Below are 16,510 nucleotides of genomic sequence, written 5' to 3' on the forward strand. Positions count from 1 at the left end.
CGCCACCTCCCCAGGCCAATGCGGCATCGGGAGCAGATCGTGTCCCCGGTGTACCGCTTGTCTGGATCGTGGCCGACTACCCGGCAGACCACCTTCACCAGCCTGTCCGCCCAGCGCTCGCGCCGGGTGGCAAGCAGGTCAGGGCTTGCCCGGTGTCTGCCACGGCGCATCACCGTTCACCTCCCGGATCTTGTAGTAGATCCGGTCGGCCGCGACGAGCAGCGCTTCCCCATCCCGTCGGGTTTGAAGGTTGCCACTGGTCTTGAAGGTGTTGCCGGTGTTTCGGCAGTACTCCATGATCACCGTGGCCGCCGCGACCGTCGTGGCGATCTCGTACGTCTTGCCCCGGCCGCGTACGCCGACGTCGGCATAGTGGAGCGCTTCGCACGCCTCCTTGGCGTCCTCGTCGCCCCGGGCATATAGATCCGGTTCCTTGTACAGCGCAGAGCCTTCGATGACCTTCCACGCGAGTCCGTTGATGTTGAACGTGACGCTCGGTTTCACTCGCTGCCCTGGCACGCCTCGTCCTCCTTCGCGGCTCGCGTCTGGACCTGTCCGTTGGCCCAGTGGATGACGGTTGCGCCGTCGTGACCGTGCACGGCGAAGATCCCCTCCAGGGTGTCCCAGATCGTCGTGGAGGGGTGCTTGCCGAGCCAGCCAAGCACGAACTTGCCGTTGCCGAGCTTGACCACCTGCGCGACGACTCCGGTTCCGCTGACGCCGGACACGTCTCTGTGCCGGACGACCTCGCCGGTCAGGCACTCCAGTTGCTCGTCGGTCACAGGTCCACCACCCGGTCGACGGGGACCAGCGGGCCCGTGATGTGTTTCCGCAGCTCGCGGTACAGCCTGTAGGTGTTGGTGTGCCGCTCCTCGGGCATGAGGTTGCCGCTGTGCACGTGGGGCCAGCAGTCCCGGACGCGCTTGATGAGTTTCGGCCAGGCATTGGCACGGATCAGCTCCGCGCACTCCGTGCAGGCTCCCCAGTCGCCCGCGTTGCCGTGACGTTCGTCGGACTCGATGCCGACTGTCCCGAACAGGTTGATCCGGGCAACCGGTGCCTCGAAGTTCGAGGCCGGCAACACCCATTCGGTGTGGTCCGCGAAGCAGAAGTCGCACCGCACGTCGACCGCAACGTCGGTGTCCAACACTGGCACGGCCGGATGGTCGGCCAGGCTGGGATCAGCGAGGGGATGCGCGTATCCCCGTCCCTCGTGGTGTAGCAGGACTCGTCCGCACGCAGCGCAGATGCGCCGCCATGGCACGTGCAGACCTCTACCTTCCTTGGTTCCGTTCACTGTTCGCTCCTCTGATTCCGTTGTCCGGCTTCATGTTCCGCCGGTGGTCTGGCAAGACGTGGGTTCCACCCACATAAGCCGCCAGTAACCGCCGGATAATACGGGACACGCTGCCGTCACCGCGCTTCCGCACGGTCTCTTGCGCCGACTGCCACAGCTCGTCTGACGCCCGGAAGTGCCTCATCGGCTCCCGGTTGTCCAAGGGGCTTCATACCTCCTTCAGGACGGGGCCTTTCGTGAGGTACGGCCCCGACCAACAGGGGGGCCCGCGCGCATCAGGACCCCAGTCGAGAGAGTCGTTCGCTCGACTCCCTACAGAAGTCCGGGGTCGGTCAGGTTGAGACCTGGACCGAGCCCCGTGCTCCCAGATCTTGGGAACCTTAGCCGTAACTGAGTGAGTTAAACCAGCATTTTGCGCACATACGGTAGTGACCGAATCTTGAACCCGCCGTGATCGACTGACTAACGTGCGGTACATCCCCACCGCCTGAACGGGACGGAAGCCCGGGACCACCTACCCCCCAGGCAGGTCAGGTTTCCGAGGCGGTGGGGGCCATAAGCAACTGAATCTGCCTGAGCAACTGCGACTGTCCGAGCAACTGAATCTGCCACTGCATCTGCAACTGCCTGTCCACCTGAAACCCCCTTCAGACACAGGGAAGTGTGATGCTCCATGCCTCGTGCAACAACTCTGTCCGAGCGTGAACCGTCCGACCAGTCCGACGCGGTTCTCGTGTCCACCAAGGAAACCGCCCGACTGCTCGGGCTATCCCGCAACCACGTATACGAGCTTCTGGACCAGGGAGCTATCGACTCCAGGTATATCGGCCGCCGCCGCCTCGTCGTCATGACCTCGCTGCGGGAGTTCATCTCTGGCCTGCCCGCCGAGCGTGGCGCGTGAGCGCCGACTACGTGGATGCCTTGTTCTACGCGCAGGTTGAGCCGATCTGGGCGTACAACAACGGCCTCGCGAAGTCCTTGCGTGGAGCAAGGGTCGCGCGGCTGACACAGTCGCATCCACAGAGCCCTATCGGCGGCACAGTGATCGTCAAGCTGGCGCTGCGAATCCCTGCGAGCGCATTCCTTCCGCTGCGGCCGGCACCGGTCGTCGTACCGCATGACGACGCGCAGCCAGTGCTGCTGGAGATGGCGCAATGAACGTCGCAGTGCTTGTCGCAACCCCTGACCCGGAGCCGCCTCCGTGCTCCTGCCGTTTCGCCAACGTGCGCACCAAGAACGGCTACCAGTGGGTGTTTCGACGCGACCGCGCATGCCCCTCGCACGGCACACCGCGCCGCCCGGTGTAACAACCGCGCGGCAAATCAGTGAGCACCGACATCGGTGTAACGACTACGTCTGAAGCCCTGCAGTAGCAGGACATCGGGCGTCCACTACTCGTACCCCCACGAGGTGAACGTCATGGCCCAGTACCACCGGGGCCGCGACTTCGAGCACGCCGTAAGGCGCGAGCTCGTTGCCGACGGCTACGACGTGATCCGGTCCGCCGGAAGCAAGACCAAGATCGACCTGGTTGCCTTCAAGGCCAGGCAAATCCTCCTCATTCAATGCAAGCTCGACGCTAACGCTTCACCGGCCGAGCGTGCCGACCTACTCCGTGTGACTGCGCTCCTACCCAACTACGCGGTACCGCTGATCGCGTGGAAGCGGCCCCGCGTGTCGCAGATTCATTACAGCCGTCTCACCGGGACGCAACATAACCAGCGGGAACCGTGGACGCCTGACGCGGTGGCGGCGGTGGCGTCGTGATCGACCCCTCTCACATTTTCGCACGCGCCACCTTCGACCTGCTCATGGTCATCCACGACCGGCAGTTGCCTCCGCCGCTGTCCATCAACTGGTCGACCTACAGCAACGAGCTCGGCGTGCAGGTGCCGCCCGGCGACTTCCTCCGCTGGCTGGACAGCCTGACCGACGCGCAGCGCTCCATGTCCGCGTACGACGGCCGGTGCCACCACCACGCCACCGGCATCCTGCGTGGCGCGCCAGAGACCCATCTCCGACTGACCTCCGTTGCGCTCCAACGCCAGGCGGTGGCCTGATGGTCCAGACAGTTGCCCCCAGCCCGGAGATCCGGCGAGACCGCTGGGGAAGGCCGCTGGTGGTCCCGCCAGGCGGCGGCAAGCCGACCGCGTACACCCGCTGCACGACGTACGTCGGCACGATCGAGGACACCTACAACCTCAGCAAGTGGCAGCAGCGCATGGTGGCGCTGGGGCTCTCGGATCGGCGTGACCTCCAGCTGGCAGTGGCTGCCCACCGCGAGGACAAGTCCAAGCTGAACGCCGTCTGCGAGTCCGCCATCGAGGCAGCCAAGGGCAGCGCCGCCGCGACCACCGGGACCGCGCTGCACGCGATCACCGAGACCCACGACCGTGGGCAGGAGGTCGGCACCCTGCCGGACGACGCGCAGGCCGACCTGAACGCCTACATCGCGGCGACGAAGGACTTCAAACCGATCCACATCGAGCAGTTCATGGTGCTGGACAGTCTCAAGATCGGCGGCACCCCGGACCGCATCAGCCGGTACGGAGGTAAGCGGTACGTCACCGACCTCAAGACCGGGTCGCTGGACTACGGCTTCCTGAAGATCGCCGCGCAGCTTGCGGTGTACGCCCGGTCGCTGCCGTACGACGTGGAGACCGGGAAGCGTCTGGAGCCGCACGGGGCCGAGCTGGACCGGGGCGTGATCGTCCACCTCCCTGCCGGGTCCGCCACCTGCACCCTCTACTGGATCGACCTGTTGGTCGGGTGGGACGTGGTGACGCTGTCCCGCCGGGTCCGCGAGAAGCGAGCCCTTCCGCAACGCGCTCTCCTATCACCGATCGGTGGCCCGAACGCGAACACGACGCCGGTGCCGGCCGCGAACGAAATCCCCACGCTCGCAGAGCAGATCAATTCCGCGGTGACCCCGGACGACGTCCGGGCCTTGTGGCGCGAGCACGCCAGCCAGTGGACCGACGAGCTGACGCAGCTCGCCCGGACCCACATCGAGCAACTCACAAACTGAAGGAGCAACCGCATGAGCAACCAGTTCGCTGACCCGGCCGAGATGACCGGCATCAAGTGGGACGACCTCGAAGGGGCCTTGCTGCTCATCAAGCCGTACGGCTTGGAGCAGGGGGTAGTGACCAACTTCGGGACCACCGACGCCGTACGCGCCGACGTGACGGTCCTGGACGGATCGAACAAGGGTGAGGAGTACCCGGACGCACTGGTGTTCCCGCGCGTCCTTCAGGGCCAGCTCAAGCCCCGTACGGGCCAGCTCGTGGTCGGCCGCCTTGGCAAGGGTGCCGCCAAGCCCGGCCAGTCCGCCCCGTGGAAGCTCGACAAGGCATCCAAGGCCGATATCGAGGTCGCGGAGAAGCACCTGGCCAACAAGCCCAGCTCCGTGGGCGAAGAGCCCCCGTTCTGATGGACGACGCCGCACCGGACTACGACAACAACCTGGTCGCGGCCGGTGGGGTCCTGATGCTGCTCCTGCTCGCGCAGGGGCAGGTCAGGACCCTCACCTCACTGGAGCTGGTGACCGATGCCGAAGGCAACGCAACCAACCAGCTCGACATCACCCTCAGCTTCCTGCGGTCGCCGTACCGGCTGACCGTCACCCGGATCACCGAGGAGCACTGATGACGAACGACTTCAACGACGCGCTGACCATCGCGGAGCAACGCCGACGCCACTCCGTCCGGACAGCCGTCATGTTCATCGTCCAGGACCAGCCGCACTGCGCGCTGGCAGAGCTGCTGGACTCCGTACACCGCTGCGCCCACCTGGACCACCGGCCCCTGGACCCGGTGCGGGTACTGGCCCGCGCCAACAACCTCCTAGCCGAGTGGGGCAACCCGCGTCCCTGCCTGGAGCTGGTCGCATGACCGGCACGCGGAAGGACGGCTCCGCGCCGGTCCACCGGTGGGTCAAGTTCCCCAACCCGTACATGCGGTGCAGCCGCTGCGGCCAGCCCGTGCGGCACTGGCACGACGAGCAGCAGTGCGGCACCCCGGCCGAACCGTGCGACGTGGACTGGTACCTGGCTCCCTGCGGGCATCAGGCCGAGGCCCAGTCGGCCTGCAAGACCTGGAGCCCGTTGGAAGGCTGCCAATGCTTCGAAACCTTCGGGAACGTGCCCCACGAGAACGGGGCGGTGGTCGAGTGACCACCGCCCCGGCGCTTCACCGCCCGGCTACCCGACCTTTATCGCCGGACCGGGCCATCGCCATACCAACCCAACCGGAAGGATACCAAGTGATCGACATGAAGATTCCCTCGCCAGGGCAGGTGATTCCGGTCCCCACCCGGGGACTGCCGGACGTCGAACCGTCCGCCGAAGTCTTCAACGTCACCCCGGAGCTGGCCGCCGAGTTCCTGCGCTGCCACGTCCGCAACCGGCCGGTCAAGGATCGGGTCGTGGCCGCGTACATGCGCGACATGCTCGCGGGCCGCTGGCAGCTCACCGGCGAGCCGGTCAAGTTCAACACCAAGGGGGAGCTGGACGACGGACAGCACCGGCTCAAGGCCGTTGTACGGTCCGGCTGCACCGTCCGCATGCTCGTGGTATGGAACGTGCCGGTCGGCGCGCAGGAGGTGATGGACTCCGGCATCAAGCGGTCCGTCAACGACCAGCTCGCCATGCGCGGCACCAAGAACGCCTCCGTGGTCAGTGCAGCCGTCCGGCTCGCGCTGTCCGAGCCCGGCGCTGGCTTCGTCACCACCGATGAGCGGATCGCCAACCCGACCAACAGCGAGATCGCTGCATGGATCGACACGCATCCAAACATTCACCGCTGCGCCGAGATCGGGAAGGCGTACTACAAGCAGATCCACCTCCAGCCGTCCGTGGCCGCACTCGCGTGGATGCGGCTGTCCGCGATCGACATGGACGCGTGTTCGCTGTTCTTCCATTCGCTGGCCGAGATGACCACAGACGGCCCCGGCGACCCGCGCCTGGCGCTGGCGCGCCGGTTGCAGTACCTCAGCCAGGAGAAGACCCGCCAGAACGGCGTGATGCTCATCGGCCTGGTGTACCGCGCCTGGAACGCGTGGCGTCGCGGCAAGACGCTCACCAAGATGCCCATGACCGCAAGCATCCCGGAACGGCTCTACTGATGTGCTGGGTCGCCCACGAGGCCAAGGCGTCCGTGCGGCTCGACGGCGAGACCCACGTGCTCTGCGGTGACTGGCACACGAAGTACGAGGAGGCCGATGCCGGCCGCGACGAGCACGAGCGAACGCTCAACGAGCTGTACGGACTCACCCCGGCCCAGGTCCACCTGTACGACCGCGTGATCAACATCGTCGACGAAGCCCTGGAGCAGTTCGACAAGGGCTACGCGGTGTGCGTCGAGGAGCAGACCGCAGACCTCGCCAAGGAGCTGTGCCCATGAGCAGGTCACGAGCCATCGCCACCTGCCGGTTCTGCGCCGAGCCGATCATCTACCGCCACTGGAACGGCCACCGGGCGTGGACACACCGCGCCACCGGCAACAGCCACTGCGAGGCGTACAGCACCGTCGCCGCCCCACGCGAGCCGGGCAAGTTCGCGACCGGGGAGGAGCCGTGAGGAGCTACATCACCATCAGCGCCAACGCCCGCGACCGTGCGCCGTTCAGCAACTCCACCGAGGGAGACGCCTGGATCGCGAACTGGTGCGACAAGTGCGCCCACGACAAGGGTGCGCCGGACAACGGCTGCCCGATTCTGCTCGTGGGCCTGATGGGCAAGACGCCGACCGAGTGGCAGCCGGGGGACCGGCTGCTACTCGGGGCCACGTACCGCTGCACCGAGTTCCGTCTCCGGCGTGAGCAGCCACCGGCCCAGGTCCCTGGTCAGCTCGCGCTGTTCATTGCCGAGGAGCGCAACGAGTGACCGGCACGTTGTCGGTGGCGGTCGGTATGCTGCGCGACCACATGGCCGCCGAGCCCGACCGGGACGCCTACCCGTACGACGACGGCCACGCCCAGGCCGCCTACTGGGCCGCTTACGACGAGTGGGCCCAGGCCAGCTTCGGCCTGCGGATGATGGTCGGCGGGATGCTGATCCGTGAGGCCCTGAACGACCTGTAGCACCGCAACTGCAACTGCCTGAGCAACTGTCACTGCACCTGCACCTGCAACTGCACCAGCGCGCCCTGATCGCCGACCGCTGGAGGTGCCTCCCGTGCATGACCTGGATGACCTGACCCGCGCCGAAGCCCTGCTCCGCCAGGAGCTCGACGCGCAGAACGTGGACGGCATCATGTCCGCCGCTGCCGAGCTGGATCGGCTCGAACCACCACCCAAGCGGGCCAGCATCGTCGGTGCCGCCCTGTGGTACGCCGCACGGGGCCTGCCCGTGTTCCCGATCCAGCCCGGCAGCAAGAAGCCCTACCTCGGCAGCCACGGCCTGGACGACGGCACCACCGGTCCCGACGCTGTACGGGCCATGTTCGCGGACCGGCCCGGCTGCAACCTGGCAATCGCCACCGGTCACCGCGTGGACGTGATCGACTTCGACGGCCCAGATTCCCACGCCGAGTGGGGTCGGAAGTACCCGACGTGGGACGCGGCCGGCATCGACGTACTCGGGATCGTGTCCACGCCCCGACCGGGAGGGCTGCACGTGTACGTGGCCGCGACCGGCGCAGGCAACTACGCCGGAATGCTGCCCGGCGTGGATTATCGCGGTCGCGGCGGGTACGTCGTCGTTCCGCCGTCCGTCACCGCGGCTGGAAGCTACCACTGGCTGCGACCGCTGGCAGAGGTGGCGCGATGACAGACGAGCGTCCCCTGTTCCTGCGGGAGCTGCGCCCGCAGCACGAGCCGCGCCAACAGCTCAACGGGCACACCGCAGCGCCTGGCACCGCGACCGCCTACGCGCTCCGTGCCCTGTCCAGCGAGCTGGACAAGCTGGAACACACACCCGAAGGCGGCCGGAACCACCAGCTCAACGTGTCCGCCTTCAACCTCGCTCAGCTCGTTCTCGCCGGGCACCTCGGCTACGAGTCCACGTGGGCGTCACTCGCCGCCGCAGCCCACAGCATCGGACTCAGTAGCCACGAGACCCAAGCCACCCTCCAGTCAGCGTTCCGGGCCGCGTCACCACGCGACGTACCCGAGCAGGCCGAGACGACCGTCACAGTGGTCACCGCGCCGGACAGCGACGACGTAGCCGCCAGGTCCGTGCGCGACCAGCTCCCGCGCCTCGACTGGCACGAGCTGTGGGCCGACGACAGCCAGGAGGAGTGGATCGTTGAGCCGATCTTGCCCGCCCGGCGACACGTCGCCATGTACTCCGCGCCCAAGGTCGGCAAGAGCCTCCTCATGTTGGAGCTCGCGGTAGCCATCGCTCGTGGCGAACCGGTGCTCGGTACCAAGATCGACCGGCCTCGGCGCGTGCTGTACCTGGACTACGAGAACGACCCGCGCGCCGATGTGCGCACCCGGCTCGTAGCCATGGGTCGCGGGCCCGACGACCTCGAGTATTTGGACTATCTCAGCTTTCCCCAGCTCGGTGGACTGGACACCGGCCCCGGGGCTGCGCTGCTGCTCGCCGCGTGCAACGAGTACGGCACCGAGGTCGTAGTGATCGACACCGTCTCCCGGGCCGTCGCAGGCGAGGAGAACGAGAACGACACCTGGCTCGGGCTATACCGGCGCACCGGCCTGGCACTGAAGCAGGCGGGCATCGCCTGTATCCGGCTCGACCACACCGGCAAGGACCCCACGAAGGGCATGCGAGGTGGGAGCGCCAAGTACGGCGACGTGGACGCCGTGTGGTCCATGACAACCGTCAGCGACACCACCTTCCGCCTGGAGTGCACCGCCAACCGGATGCCGATCACGGAGAAAGTGCTCGTGGTGCGCCGCGAGATGCTGCCGCACCTCCGCCACGAAGTCGAGGGCGGTGGCGTGCTCGCGGTCGCGACAGCCCGCAAGCACCAGCTCATTGAGCAGCTCAACGAGCTGTACGGCGACCGCACCCCACCGAGCATCAAGGACGCCATGCGTCGGCTCAAGGACCGGTTCGGGATTTCCCCACGGTTCGAGAACGTCCGGGACGCGATCAACGACCGCGAACTGACCTTCAACCGGCTGCCGTGGGGTGAGGACCAGTGACGATCATGAGCGGTTCCCGAGGCCGGGAACCAGGACCGGTTCCCGGACCTGACCCGGTTCCGGGAACCGCAAGCGACCGGAATCCGCATATTCGCAGGTCAGACACGGTTCCCGAGGTTGGGAACCGGCCGGGAACCGCAGAGGGTTCTACCCGGTTCCCGGTTCCGCCGCCCTATAGGGCGGAACCGGGGAACCACCCCCCAACCTGTCACCGCGGAAGCGAAGGCCGAGTAGTTCGTAGCCGGCACCAGGACGAGTGCGACGACGCCACGTGTCGTGGATGCCTACCGTGTCCAGAGCTGCACTGCCAGGTGTGCCACCGCGAACACGCCCAGGACACCTGCCCTCGCTGCGTAGCCGTGGCACGGAGCAACCTGGACACCCTGCGCCAGCTCACCGCTCAGCTGCCCGCAGAAGCACATCGAGGCATGCACGCCTGGCGCGGCGGCGACCATCTGCCCGGCGGGGACGCGCTCGTCCTCCTCACCCCAGCAGCCAGCCAGCGCGGCCGGATCGGACAGACCCAACGGCCGACACCAGAGCTACCCAACGACCCTGTACCTCCGCTGGACATGCTGGTGTTCTGGGAGGAGCTCTGGCGCGGCCAGACTGACCAACCCACCGCACTCCGGCCCACACTGGATCAGGTCGCGGACTACCTGGACGCGCAACTCCACCGCATTGCGATGACCCGGATCTTCCCCCACCTGTCCAAGGACCTTGCCCAGGTGGTGCACCAGGTCGAGAACGTGCTGCATGACGGGGTACGGCCTGAGGTGTCGCGAGTCCCGTGCTGGGAGTGCGGCGCGCGGTTGGTGAAGGTGTACGCCCGCCAGGCGCAGTACGACCACTGGGAATGTCCACGCTGCCACGAGGCGTACGACCAGGGCCGGTACGAGCGAGCCAAGTACGACCACCTGGCGAGCGAGGGAGCGGACCGGTACGTGCCCGTGAGCGAGGCGGTAGCCGCGACGGGTCGGCCTGAACAGACGGTACGTACGTGGATGAGGACTGGCGCTGTGGACAGTCAGCGCAACCCGGCCACGGGTCGGCTGATGGTGTGGTGGCCGGACGTACGGCACCAGCACCTTGCCAAGGGCAACAGGCGCAGGGCTTCGTGATGAGTCGCGCAGTGTGCTTACATAGGAGCTGCGCGGTTCTGCCTGCCCGGATTCCCTTACAGGAAAGGGCATGACGGGATCAGCGGGCCGTGCGGGACGCAGGTGGTTGCGGCTCGTTGCTGAGGTCAGAGCCCGGCGCGGAACCTGCTGCCGCTGCGGACAGCGCATTGACTACCGGCTCGCGTACCCGGACCCGAACAGCTTCAGCGTGGATCACTTCCCGTATCCGCTGAGCACCCACCCTCACCTTGCTGAGGACCCTGCCAACCTGGCCCCCGCCCACCTGCACTGCAACAAGGCTGCGGGCAACAGGCGACCTCTGCCGAATCTCGGCAACACATCAGAGCAGTGGTGAGCAAGCACATCACGCACCACCCGTAGGGGCGTCGCGATCGCAGGAGCTCCGAGCCCAGGGTGACTCCCCGGTGAGTCAACCATCCCCCCCTCGTGGGGCCCACCCCCCGATCCCGAGCGGAGGTTGACCGTTGCCCAACACACCCATGCAGGGGTTCCCGTACCCGGCCCTGTCGGACGCTGCGAACGGGCCGGTGGCCTTCCAGAACCTCGCACAGGCCGTAGAGAAGCGCGTTGTCATGGTGTACGCGGACGCCGCATCGCGTACCGCAGCCGTGCCCGCGCCGACCGCAGGCATGCTGTCGTTCCTCACCACCACAGGCGTGTTCGAGTGGTACACCGGTACCGCGTGGGTCGCCTTGCGACCGTTGACGAACTCGACCTTCACCCAGTCGATTGCCGGCTCCGCGAACTTCGTCAAGCCGACCGGCCCGGCCGCGCGGCTACACATCGTGGAGCTGTGGGGGCCGGGCGGGGCTGGGGGTGGCTGCGTCGGAGCTGGCTCCGGCACCGCAGAAGGCGGGGGCGGGGGAGCTGGCGGGTACGTCCGGCGCGTCTACGCCGACTCCGAACTGTCCGCCTCCGAGCCGTTCCTGATCGGAGCTGGCGGTACCGGCGTGTCCGGCAACAACGGCAACCCGGGTAGCGCTTCGTCCACCTTCAAGGCCCTGACGGCTGGTGCTGGCGCGGGTGGCTCGGTCATGACCTCAGGCACCACTGACGCCGGAGCCAACGGTGGCCAAGGTGGCACCGGGTCCGGCGGACAGCTCAACGCCCAAGGCAGCGACGGAGGCAAGGGCCGCCGGTTGGGCAGCACCTGCCTCTTCGCGAACCACGGTGGCGCCGCACCAGTTGGCGGAGGAGCCGTGATGTTCCCCAACTTCGGGGCCGGTACCGGGACCGCAGGCAACAGCCCTGGCGGAGGCGGATCGGGCGGCTTCGCCTCTACCGCGAACGTCGCCGGTGGCGCAGGTGCCCCCGGCAAGATCCTCGTTACCTCCCTCTACTGAACCGCCCTTCAACGAAGGAGATACCGCCATGTCGTTACTCGACCAGGCACAGCTTGCCCGCTTCGAAGGCTTCGCCGACCGCGTGCTCGTTGCAGCCATGCAGGCCGCTGCAGACGTTGCAGCCGAGGCCCCGAGCGGCGACCAGCGCAGAGACAGCCTGCGCAAGACACTCGCGACCAACGTCCTCAACGACCCGGAGGGCTACCACGTGCGGTTCGCGTGGGCAGTAGCCCGCAACGCCGCGATCACCTTCGAGTCCACGGACAGCGACATTCAGTTCACCGTCAACTCGATGTGGGACGGGATGGCCGGGGTATGAGCCAGATCCCCGAATCCCTTGCGGAGCTGGCGGTACCGGTCGCTGACCTGTCGCCGTACAACGGCAACCCGCGCCGGGGCAACGTCGACCTGATCAAGGAGTCCCTGCAGACGCACGGCCAGTACCGGCCGATCGTGGCCCGGCGTGACACCGGCGTGGTACTAGCCGGGAACCACACGCTGTACGCCGCGAAGGAGCTGGGCTGGGAGTCCGTCGCGGTCACCTACGTGGACGTTGACGACGAGCAGGCCGCGCGGATCGTCCTCATGGACAACCGGGCCGCCGACTCCGGCAGCTACGACCAGGACGCGCTGTTGGCGATCCTGAAGGAGCTGGAGGCCACGGAGGCAGGGCTGTCAGGGTCCGGCTACCTGGACGACGACCTAGACGACCTGCTCGCGGCACTGTCGGAGAACCCTCCAGCCGACGCCGCCGGCACCGACAGATCCGAGCGCGAGAACGCCTGGGAGTCCACGGATCTCAAGGAGTACGCCGAGCGGTACGAGGAGCAGGGCCGCCGGTTGATCGTCCTCGACTACGACCGGGCCGCCTACGCACAGGTCACCGCGTGCATGGACCAGCTCCGCGCCCAGTACGGCCAGGAGTCCAACTCCGCTGCCGTCCTGGCGCACCTGGCCGAGTTGTACCCGGCCGCTGCGGCTGACGCTGAGGAGCCGATCGGAGCATGATCTCCCGCATCCCGGTACCCCGGGTGCGGACCGCCGAGGAAGCCACGGAGCTGGTCGGAAGCAAGGTCCCCACCCACGAGCCCACGTTCCGTGGACCGGCCCTGTTCCTGGACGCCGACACCGGCGAGCCGGTCATGGGCCACCTGCCTATGACGGACCTGGACAGGTTCCGGTCGGTCATCCTCGGCATCGAGTGGGGCGGCAGCACCGACAACTACCGGGCCGCCAGCGGGAACCGCAACAAGTCGTGGACGTTCGGCTACCGGCCCCGCAAGCCGATGATGCGCAACGAAGGTTGCGTGCTGTCCAGCTTCGGCCGGGACAACCCGGCCGCCCACGCCTACCTGGCGCACTACGCCGACGTACTGGCCCGCCAGCTCGGTGGCGTGTTCCCGGAGATCGAGATCATGGGCCGCGACGTCATCCAGCAGGTTCTGCCTGACTGGCGTCTGTCCGACGACAGCCTGTGGACTTCCGGCGTGATCAACAAGGAGTCGTCCCTGCCGTACCACCGCGACGGCAACAACTTCGACGCCTGGTCGGTGATGCCGGTGGTCCGGCGCGGAGTACGCGGCGGACACCTGCACGTGCCCGAGTACGACATGGTGGTCCCGTGCCGCGACGGGTACTCGGTGATGTTCTTCGGGAAGAAGCTCGTCCACGGAGTCACGCCGATGGTCAAGACGACGCCGGACGCCTACCGGATCTCGGTCGTGTACTACGCACTCCGCGGCCTGAAGGACTGCCACACGTTCGCGGAGGAGACCGCGCGGGCCGCCGTGAAGCGCACCGAACGCGAGGCCGCGTTGGGCCGGAAGGCCGCCGACCCCAACGACCCCGGCCCGGAACGGGTGCTGAACCGCGACTCTCGGCCAGCCGAGGGTGGCGCGGCACGCTTCGGGTCCGGCAGGAACGCCGGTCGCGGCCGGGCCATGACCTACGAGGAGCCCCGGCCGGGCGACCGCGACGAGTCGCAGCCGCGCGGCGGGGGAGAGCCGAAGGCGGTACGGCCGGGACGCTGGCGGTCGATGTGAGAGACGAAGCGACCCTGTCCGACCTGGCCACGTTCGCCCACCTGGAGTGGGTCAGCCGGGACGTGGAGCCGTGGGCCGACCTGATCACCGAGCTGCACCGGTCCGGCGCGCTCGACACCGAGGCCGCGCTGTGGGTGCTCTACCTCTACAACGCCTATGACGACTTCGGTTCGGCGTGGACCGCGTACGCCCGCTGGCCGACACCACGAGCGTGGGCGACCGCGCCGGACCGGACCGACGCCGCAGACCTGCCGATCATGACCGAGCGCCGCAACCTGTACGCCGGGAAGATGCTGCTCCGGCACGCCTCCTACACCAGGTACGTCGGCACCGGAACCCAAGCGGAGTGGCTGTCCAGTGCCCTGGACGGGCCGGACCGCGAACGCAACTGGAACCGCATGCTGGCGTTCACGCGACAGGTGTGGGGCGTCGGCCGGCAAGCCTCGTTCGAGTGGACCGAGTTCATCTCGAAGGTGCTCGACTGGCCGCTGGACGCGCCGGACGGCTGCCTGTGGGAGTCCAGCGGGCCACGCGAATCCCTGCAACGGCTGTACGGCAACCCGACCCCGACCCGAGGCTGGCTGGAGCACCACGCCGAGGTCTGCCGCGCCGAGCTGTACGCCGCTGGCGTCGAGCTCAAGTGGGTGGACTTCGAGACCGTCATCTGTGACTTCAACGTCATGCGGAAGGGCCGCTACTACGTCGGTCAGCACCTGGCCGCGCTGCGCGCCGAGATCCTGTCCGCCCCGGCCGACGACCGGCCGACGCTGGAAGCCGCATGGAACGTCGCAATCCCCGCCCCCTGGTCCGGCATAGCCCCGGGCGTAGACAAGGCGCTGAGAGGCGCGTACCGGCGCACTGGAGCCATTCTCGACCCCTGTAGGGACGCTGCATGACCATGACCCTGGACCACCGGACCGAGACCGCTCGGGAGACCGCTCGCTTCCTCCAGGGCTACGCCAAGCAGTACGCCGCTGGCGCGTTCGCCACCCCGACCGCCAAGGAGCTGGCAGCCAACCCCGAGATGGTCCGCGACTGGCGCTACGGCGACCACCGCACGGTCGGCATCGCGAAGCGACTCACCCGCGACAGCAGGCGCAAGGACTTCACCGGACGCGAGTTCACGATGGCCAAGGGAGCAAGCGTCGTCACGCACCTGGCCCGGACCCCGGGCGCACCCGTCCCGAGCCTCGACCGGTTCGACTACGTGATGGGCTACGTCGAGGATGCAGAGCTGGCGGCCGGACTCGCCGCGCAGGGCCGACCGATCAAGTGCTGGCGCATCACTGCCGCGTCCGAGGTGATCGCGGTGTGGTCCCGGCCCGGCGACGTGGACGGGATGGCGGCGGCAGACCTGCAGACGGTCACGACGCTGCCAACCTTCCAGGTCCGCGAGCTGTACCGCGACACGATCCTGTCCGAGGTCGCGGCGGTGAACCAGTGGCACGACGACTTCCCGTACTACAGCGACGGCACATGGTCGGCGGTCAGCCTGCGCGGGTTCAAGCGTGATGATCCGCGGTGGGGCATCAAGCCGTCCGAAATGCCACGCTCGTGGCAATCGGAGCACCCCGAGGCCATGCGCTACAGCTGTCAGTGGACGACGCTCGCAGACCAGACCCCGATCATCCAGGACCTGGTGGAGTCCGTGGACTGGTGGCAAAAACTCGAGCGGGTCCGACTGCTCCGCATGGCCGGACGCGGCGGCAAGGGCGGCAAGCTCGGCCGCCACACCGACATCACCGACCGCAACGCGGGCACCCGCGATGGACAGATCGTCAGGTTCCACATCCCGCTGATCACGGACCCGCGCATCGTCATGCACTCCTGGGACCTGACCGGCCGCGAACGGGCCACACACCTCCAGCCGTGGCGCTGCTACTACCTGGACGCGCGGAAGCCGCACGCGGTCACGAACCCCACCGGAGTGGACCGGGTGCACCTGGTCGTCGACGTTGTCAGCGACGAGACCGTACGGCAGCACATCGCCGCGTCGGACCCGTGCGACTGATCTACCTCGTCGGGCCGCCGGGGTCCGGGAAGTCCACCCTGATGGGTGCCCTGATCCCGACGAACTGGCTGCGCGTGTTCCGCGACGACCAGCGGATGCCCCGCACCGAGCTGTTCCACGCCGACCAGCTCGTCGGAGCGGAGCTCGGCCGGCATCGAAAGTCGTTCAGCGGAACCGACGCGCTCGCCATGAACATCCACCCGGTTGCGTGCCGGTGGATCGCCGCTGCCCACCACCCTGTGGTGCTCGGGGAAGGGCAACGTCTCGGAACGCGCGGATTCGTCACGTCCGCGCTCGAAGCCGGGCGGACCGTTGACCTGGTCTGGCTCGACCCACCGGAGGAGGTCTGCCGGTCTCGCCGCGAGGCACGGGGCTCGCGACAGTCACCGCAGTGGGTCCGGGCCGCCACCACCCGGGCCGCCCGGCTGGCCGAGACCGTCAGCGAGCTGCCCGGAGTGCGCCTCCACCGCATCAACGACCACGGGTCCACGCAGGACATAGCCCAGCGGCTCCGCGTGGCCCTGGAGCTGCTGTGACCGAGCACGTCTACCTGTCCACGAGCTG

The 16,510-nt window shown here is 67.8% G+C and carries 28 protein-coding genes; 25 read left to right on the forward strand and 3 right to left on the reverse strand.

The features are described 5' to 3' along the window. Positions 1–138 precede the first annotated feature (138 nt). Genes ACFV9C_RS25190 through ACFV9C_RS25200 form a run of 3 tightly spaced genes read right to left on the reverse strand, consistent with a single transcriptional unit; the run spans position 139 to position 1,156 of the window. On the reverse strand, positions 139–519 hold the full coding sequence (locus tag ACFV9C_RS25190; RefSeq protein WP_380197279.1) for a hypothetical protein: 381 nt from the start codon (positions 517–519) through the stop codon (positions 139–141). Then, entirely contained in the window at positions 501–782 is a 282-nt protein-coding gene (locus tag ACFV9C_RS25195) for a hypothetical protein (protein WP_380197281.1), read from the reverse strand. Before ACFV9C_RS25195 ends, ACFV9C_RS25190 begins: the two co-directional genes overlap by 19 nt. Then, complete coding sequence (locus tag ACFV9C_RS25200) at positions 779–1,156, reverse strand: hypothetical protein (RefSeq protein WP_380197283.1); 378 nt, start codon at positions 1,154–1,156, stop codon at positions 779–781. Before ACFV9C_RS25200 ends, ACFV9C_RS25195 begins: the two co-directional genes overlap by 4 nt. Before the next feature lie 814 nt (positions 1,157–1,970). Here ACFV9C_RS25200 and ACFV9C_RS25205 point away from each other — a divergent pair. The 25 genes from ACFV9C_RS25205 (at position 1,971) to ACFV9C_RS25325 (ending at position 16,482) form a co-directional block, all read left to right on the forward strand. Then, entirely contained in the window at positions 1,971–2,198 is a 228-nt protein-coding gene (locus ACFV9C_RS25205; RefSeq protein WP_380197284.1) for a helix-turn-helix domain-containing protein, read from the forward strand. After that, positions 2,195–2,455: a hypothetical protein gene (locus ACFV9C_RS25210; RefSeq protein ID WP_380197286.1), complete on the forward strand. Its 261-nt coding sequence runs from the start codon at positions 2,195–2,197 to the stop codon at positions 2,453–2,455. Before ACFV9C_RS25205 ends, ACFV9C_RS25210 begins: the two co-directional genes overlap by 4 nt. Positions 2,456–2,716: 261 nt before the next feature. Beyond that, positions 2,717–3,064 (forward strand): restriction endonuclease, encoded by a 348-nt coding sequence (locus ACFV9C_RS25215; protein ID WP_380197288.1) that lies wholly within the window; start codon positions 2,717–2,719, stop codon positions 3,062–3,064. Continuing rightward, positions 3,061–3,357: a hypothetical protein gene (locus ACFV9C_RS25220; protein ID WP_380197290.1), complete on the forward strand. Its 297-nt coding sequence runs from the start codon at positions 3,061–3,063 to the stop codon at positions 3,355–3,357. The genes ACFV9C_RS25215 and ACFV9C_RS25220 overlap by 4 nt, the downstream gene beginning before the upstream one ends. Further along, the gene (locus ACFV9C_RS25225; protein WP_380197291.1) at positions 3,357–4,325 is read left to right on the forward strand and encodes a hypothetical protein; all 969 of its coding nucleotides are present in this window, start codon (positions 3,357–3,359) and stop codon (positions 4,323–4,325) included. Before ACFV9C_RS25220 ends, ACFV9C_RS25225 begins: the two co-directional genes overlap by 1 nt. Positions 4,326–4,337: 12 nt before the next feature. Further along, entirely contained in the window at positions 4,338–4,730 is a 393-nt protein-coding gene (locus ACFV9C_RS25230; protein ID WP_380197293.1) for a hypothetical protein, read from the forward strand. Beyond that, positions 4,730–4,945 (forward strand): hypothetical protein, encoded by a 216-nt coding sequence (locus tag ACFV9C_RS25235; protein ID WP_380197295.1) that lies wholly within the window; start codon positions 4,730–4,732, stop codon positions 4,943–4,945. Before ACFV9C_RS25230 ends, ACFV9C_RS25235 begins: the two co-directional genes overlap by 1 nt. Continuing rightward, the gene (locus tag ACFV9C_RS25240) at positions 4,945–5,190 is read left to right on the forward strand and encodes a hypothetical protein (protein ID WP_380197297.1); all 246 of its coding nucleotides are present in this window, start codon (positions 4,945–4,947) and stop codon (positions 5,188–5,190) included. Before ACFV9C_RS25235 ends, ACFV9C_RS25240 begins: the two co-directional genes overlap by 1 nt. Continuing rightward, on the forward strand, positions 5,187–5,471 hold the full coding sequence (locus ACFV9C_RS25245) for a hypothetical protein (RefSeq protein ID WP_380197299.1): 285 nt from the start codon (positions 5,187–5,189) through the stop codon (positions 5,469–5,471). Before ACFV9C_RS25240 ends, ACFV9C_RS25245 begins: the two co-directional genes overlap by 4 nt. Next, positions 5,468–6,421 (forward strand): hypothetical protein, encoded by a 954-nt coding sequence (locus tag ACFV9C_RS25250; RefSeq protein ID WP_380197300.1) that lies wholly within the window; start codon positions 5,468–5,470, stop codon positions 6,419–6,421. Before ACFV9C_RS25245 ends, ACFV9C_RS25250 begins: the two co-directional genes overlap by 4 nt. Continuing rightward, a complete protein-coding gene (locus ACFV9C_RS25255) occupies positions 6,421–6,699 on the forward strand; it encodes a hypothetical protein (protein WP_380197302.1) in 279 nt (92 codons plus the stop codon). Before ACFV9C_RS25250 ends, ACFV9C_RS25255 begins: the two co-directional genes overlap by 1 nt. After that, positions 6,696–6,875, forward strand: coding sequence for a hypothetical protein (locus ACFV9C_RS25260; RefSeq protein WP_380197304.1), 180 nt, complete (start codon positions 6,696–6,698; stop codon positions 6,873–6,875). Before ACFV9C_RS25255 ends, ACFV9C_RS25260 begins: the two co-directional genes overlap by 4 nt. Then, positions 6,872–7,180: a hypothetical protein gene (locus ACFV9C_RS25265; protein WP_380197305.1), complete on the forward strand. Its 309-nt coding sequence runs from the start codon at positions 6,872–6,874 to the stop codon at positions 7,178–7,180. Before ACFV9C_RS25260 ends, ACFV9C_RS25265 begins: the two co-directional genes overlap by 4 nt. Next, on the forward strand, positions 7,177–7,377 hold the full coding sequence (locus ACFV9C_RS25270) for a hypothetical protein (protein WP_380197307.1): 201 nt from the start codon (positions 7,177–7,179) through the stop codon (positions 7,375–7,377). Before ACFV9C_RS25265 ends, ACFV9C_RS25270 begins: the two co-directional genes overlap by 4 nt. Positions 7,378–7,471: 94 nt before the next feature. After that, entirely contained in the window at positions 7,472–8,065 is a 594-nt protein-coding gene (locus ACFV9C_RS25275; RefSeq protein ID WP_380197309.1) for a bifunctional DNA primase/polymerase, read from the forward strand. Then, positions 8,062–9,408, forward strand: coding sequence for an AAA family ATPase (locus ACFV9C_RS25280; RefSeq protein ID WP_380197311.1), 1,347 nt, complete (start codon positions 8,062–8,064; stop codon positions 9,406–9,408). Before ACFV9C_RS25275 ends, ACFV9C_RS25280 begins: the two co-directional genes overlap by 4 nt. Positions 9,409–9,767: 359 nt before the next feature. Next, the gene (locus tag ACFV9C_RS25285) at positions 9,768–10,529 is read left to right on the forward strand and encodes a hypothetical protein (protein ID WP_380197312.1); all 762 of its coding nucleotides are present in this window, start codon (positions 9,768–9,770) and stop codon (positions 10,527–10,529) included. A gap of 70 nt (positions 10,530–10,599) precedes the next feature. After that, entirely contained in the window at positions 10,600–10,884 is a 285-nt protein-coding gene (locus ACFV9C_RS25290; protein WP_380197313.1) for an HNH endonuclease, read from the forward strand. A 130-nt stretch (positions 10,885–11,014) separates the two neighbouring features. Continuing rightward, positions 11,015–11,893 carry a hypothetical protein gene (locus tag ACFV9C_RS25295; protein WP_380197315.1) on the forward strand — a complete coding sequence of 293 codons (879 nt, stop codon included), beginning with the start codon at positions 11,015–11,017 and terminating at the stop codon, positions 11,891–11,893. Between the two features lie 28 nt (positions 11,894–11,921). Next, positions 11,922–12,212, forward strand: a complete 291-nt coding sequence (locus tag ACFV9C_RS25300) for a hypothetical protein (protein WP_380197317.1) — start codon at positions 11,922–11,924, stop codon at positions 12,210–12,212. Beyond that, positions 12,209–12,901: a ParB N-terminal domain-containing protein gene (locus ACFV9C_RS25305; protein WP_380197318.1), complete on the forward strand. Its 693-nt coding sequence runs from the start codon at positions 12,209–12,211 to the stop codon at positions 12,899–12,901. Before ACFV9C_RS25300 ends, ACFV9C_RS25305 begins: the two co-directional genes overlap by 4 nt. After that, positions 12,898–13,935 carry a hypothetical protein gene (locus ACFV9C_RS25310; RefSeq protein ID WP_380197320.1) on the forward strand — a complete coding sequence of 346 codons (1,038 nt, stop codon included), beginning with the start codon at positions 12,898–12,900 and terminating at the stop codon, positions 13,933–13,935. Before ACFV9C_RS25305 ends, ACFV9C_RS25310 begins: the two co-directional genes overlap by 4 nt. Beyond that, on the forward strand, positions 13,932–14,831 hold the full coding sequence (locus ACFV9C_RS25315; RefSeq protein ID WP_380197321.1) for a hypothetical protein: 900 nt from the start codon (positions 13,932–13,934) through the stop codon (positions 14,829–14,831). Before ACFV9C_RS25310 ends, ACFV9C_RS25315 begins: the two co-directional genes overlap by 4 nt. Continuing rightward, positions 14,828–15,946: an aspartyl/asparaginyl beta-hydroxylase domain-containing protein gene (locus ACFV9C_RS25320; protein WP_380197323.1), complete on the forward strand. Its 1,119-nt coding sequence runs from the start codon at positions 14,828–14,830 to the stop codon at positions 15,944–15,946. The genes ACFV9C_RS25315 and ACFV9C_RS25320 overlap by 4 nt, the downstream gene beginning before the upstream one ends. After that, the gene (locus tag ACFV9C_RS25325) at positions 15,937–16,482 is read left to right on the forward strand and encodes a P-loop-containing protein (RefSeq protein ID WP_380197324.1); all 546 of its coding nucleotides are present in this window, start codon (positions 15,937–15,939) and stop codon (positions 16,480–16,482) included. Before ACFV9C_RS25320 ends, ACFV9C_RS25325 begins: the two co-directional genes overlap by 10 nt. Positions 16,483–16,510 lie beyond the last annotated feature (28 nt).

This window comes from Kribbella sp. NPDC059898 (genome assembly GCF_042730855.1).
GTDB lineage: Bacteria > Actinomycetota > Actinomycetes > Propionibacteriales > Kribbellaceae > Kribbella.

What these genes read in the sequence shown, in the direction of transcription:
- ACFV9C_RS25205 (WP_380197284.1), top strand. Translation starts at nt 1,971, where the DNA reads ATGCCTCGTGCAACAACTCTGTCCGAGCGTGAACCGTCCGACCAGTCC.
- ACFV9C_RS25215 (WP_380197288.1), top strand. Translation starts at nt 2,717, where the DNA reads ATGGCCCAGTACCACCGGGGCCGCGACTTCGAGCACGCCGTAAGGCGC.
- ACFV9C_RS25225 (WP_380197291.1), top strand. Translation starts at nt 3,357, where the DNA reads ATGGTCCAGACAGTTGCCCCCAGCCCGGAGATCCGGCGAGACCGCTGG.
- ACFV9C_RS25230 (WP_380197293.1), top strand. Translation starts at nt 4,338, where the DNA reads ATGAGCAACCAGTTCGCTGACCCGGCCGAGATGACCGGCATCAAGTGG.
- ACFV9C_RS25235 (WP_380197295.1), top strand. Translation starts at nt 4,730, where the DNA reads ATGGACGACGCCGCACCGGACTACGACAACAACCTGGTCGCGGCCGGT.
- ACFV9C_RS25240 (WP_380197297.1), top strand. Translation starts at nt 4,945, where the DNA reads ATGACGAACGACTTCAACGACGCGCTGACCATCGCGGAGCAACGCCGA.
- ACFV9C_RS25245 (WP_380197299.1), top strand. Translation starts at nt 5,187, where the DNA reads ATGACCGGCACGCGGAAGGACGGCTCCGCGCCGGTCCACCGGTGGGTC.
- ACFV9C_RS25255 (WP_380197302.1), top strand. Translation starts at nt 6,421, where the DNA reads ATGTGCTGGGTCGCCCACGAGGCCAAGGCGTCCGTGCGGCTCGACGGC.
- ACFV9C_RS25260 (WP_380197304.1), top strand. Translation starts at nt 6,696, where the DNA reads ATGAGCAGGTCACGAGCCATCGCCACCTGCCGGTTCTGCGCCGAGCCG.
- ACFV9C_RS25280 (WP_380197311.1), top strand. Translation starts at nt 8,062, where the DNA reads ATGACAGACGAGCGTCCCCTGTTCCTGCGGGAGCTGCGCCCGCAGCAC.
- ACFV9C_RS25290 (WP_380197313.1), top strand. Translation starts at nt 10,600, where the DNA reads ATGACGGGATCAGCGGGCCGTGCGGGACGCAGGTGGTTGCGGCTCGTT.
- ACFV9C_RS25300 (WP_380197317.1), top strand. Translation starts at nt 11,922, where the DNA reads ATGTCGTTACTCGACCAGGCACAGCTTGCCCGCTTCGAAGGCTTCGCC.
- ACFV9C_RS25305 (WP_380197318.1), top strand. Translation starts at nt 12,209, where the DNA reads ATGAGCCAGATCCCCGAATCCCTTGCGGAGCTGGCGGTACCGGTCGCT.
- ACFV9C_RS25310 (WP_380197320.1), top strand. Translation starts at nt 12,898, where the DNA reads ATGATCTCCCGCATCCCGGTACCCCGGGTGCGGACCGCCGAGGAAGCC.
- ACFV9C_RS25320 (WP_380197323.1), top strand. Translation starts at nt 14,828, where the DNA reads ATGACCATGACCCTGGACCACCGGACCGAGACCGCTCGGGAGACCGCT.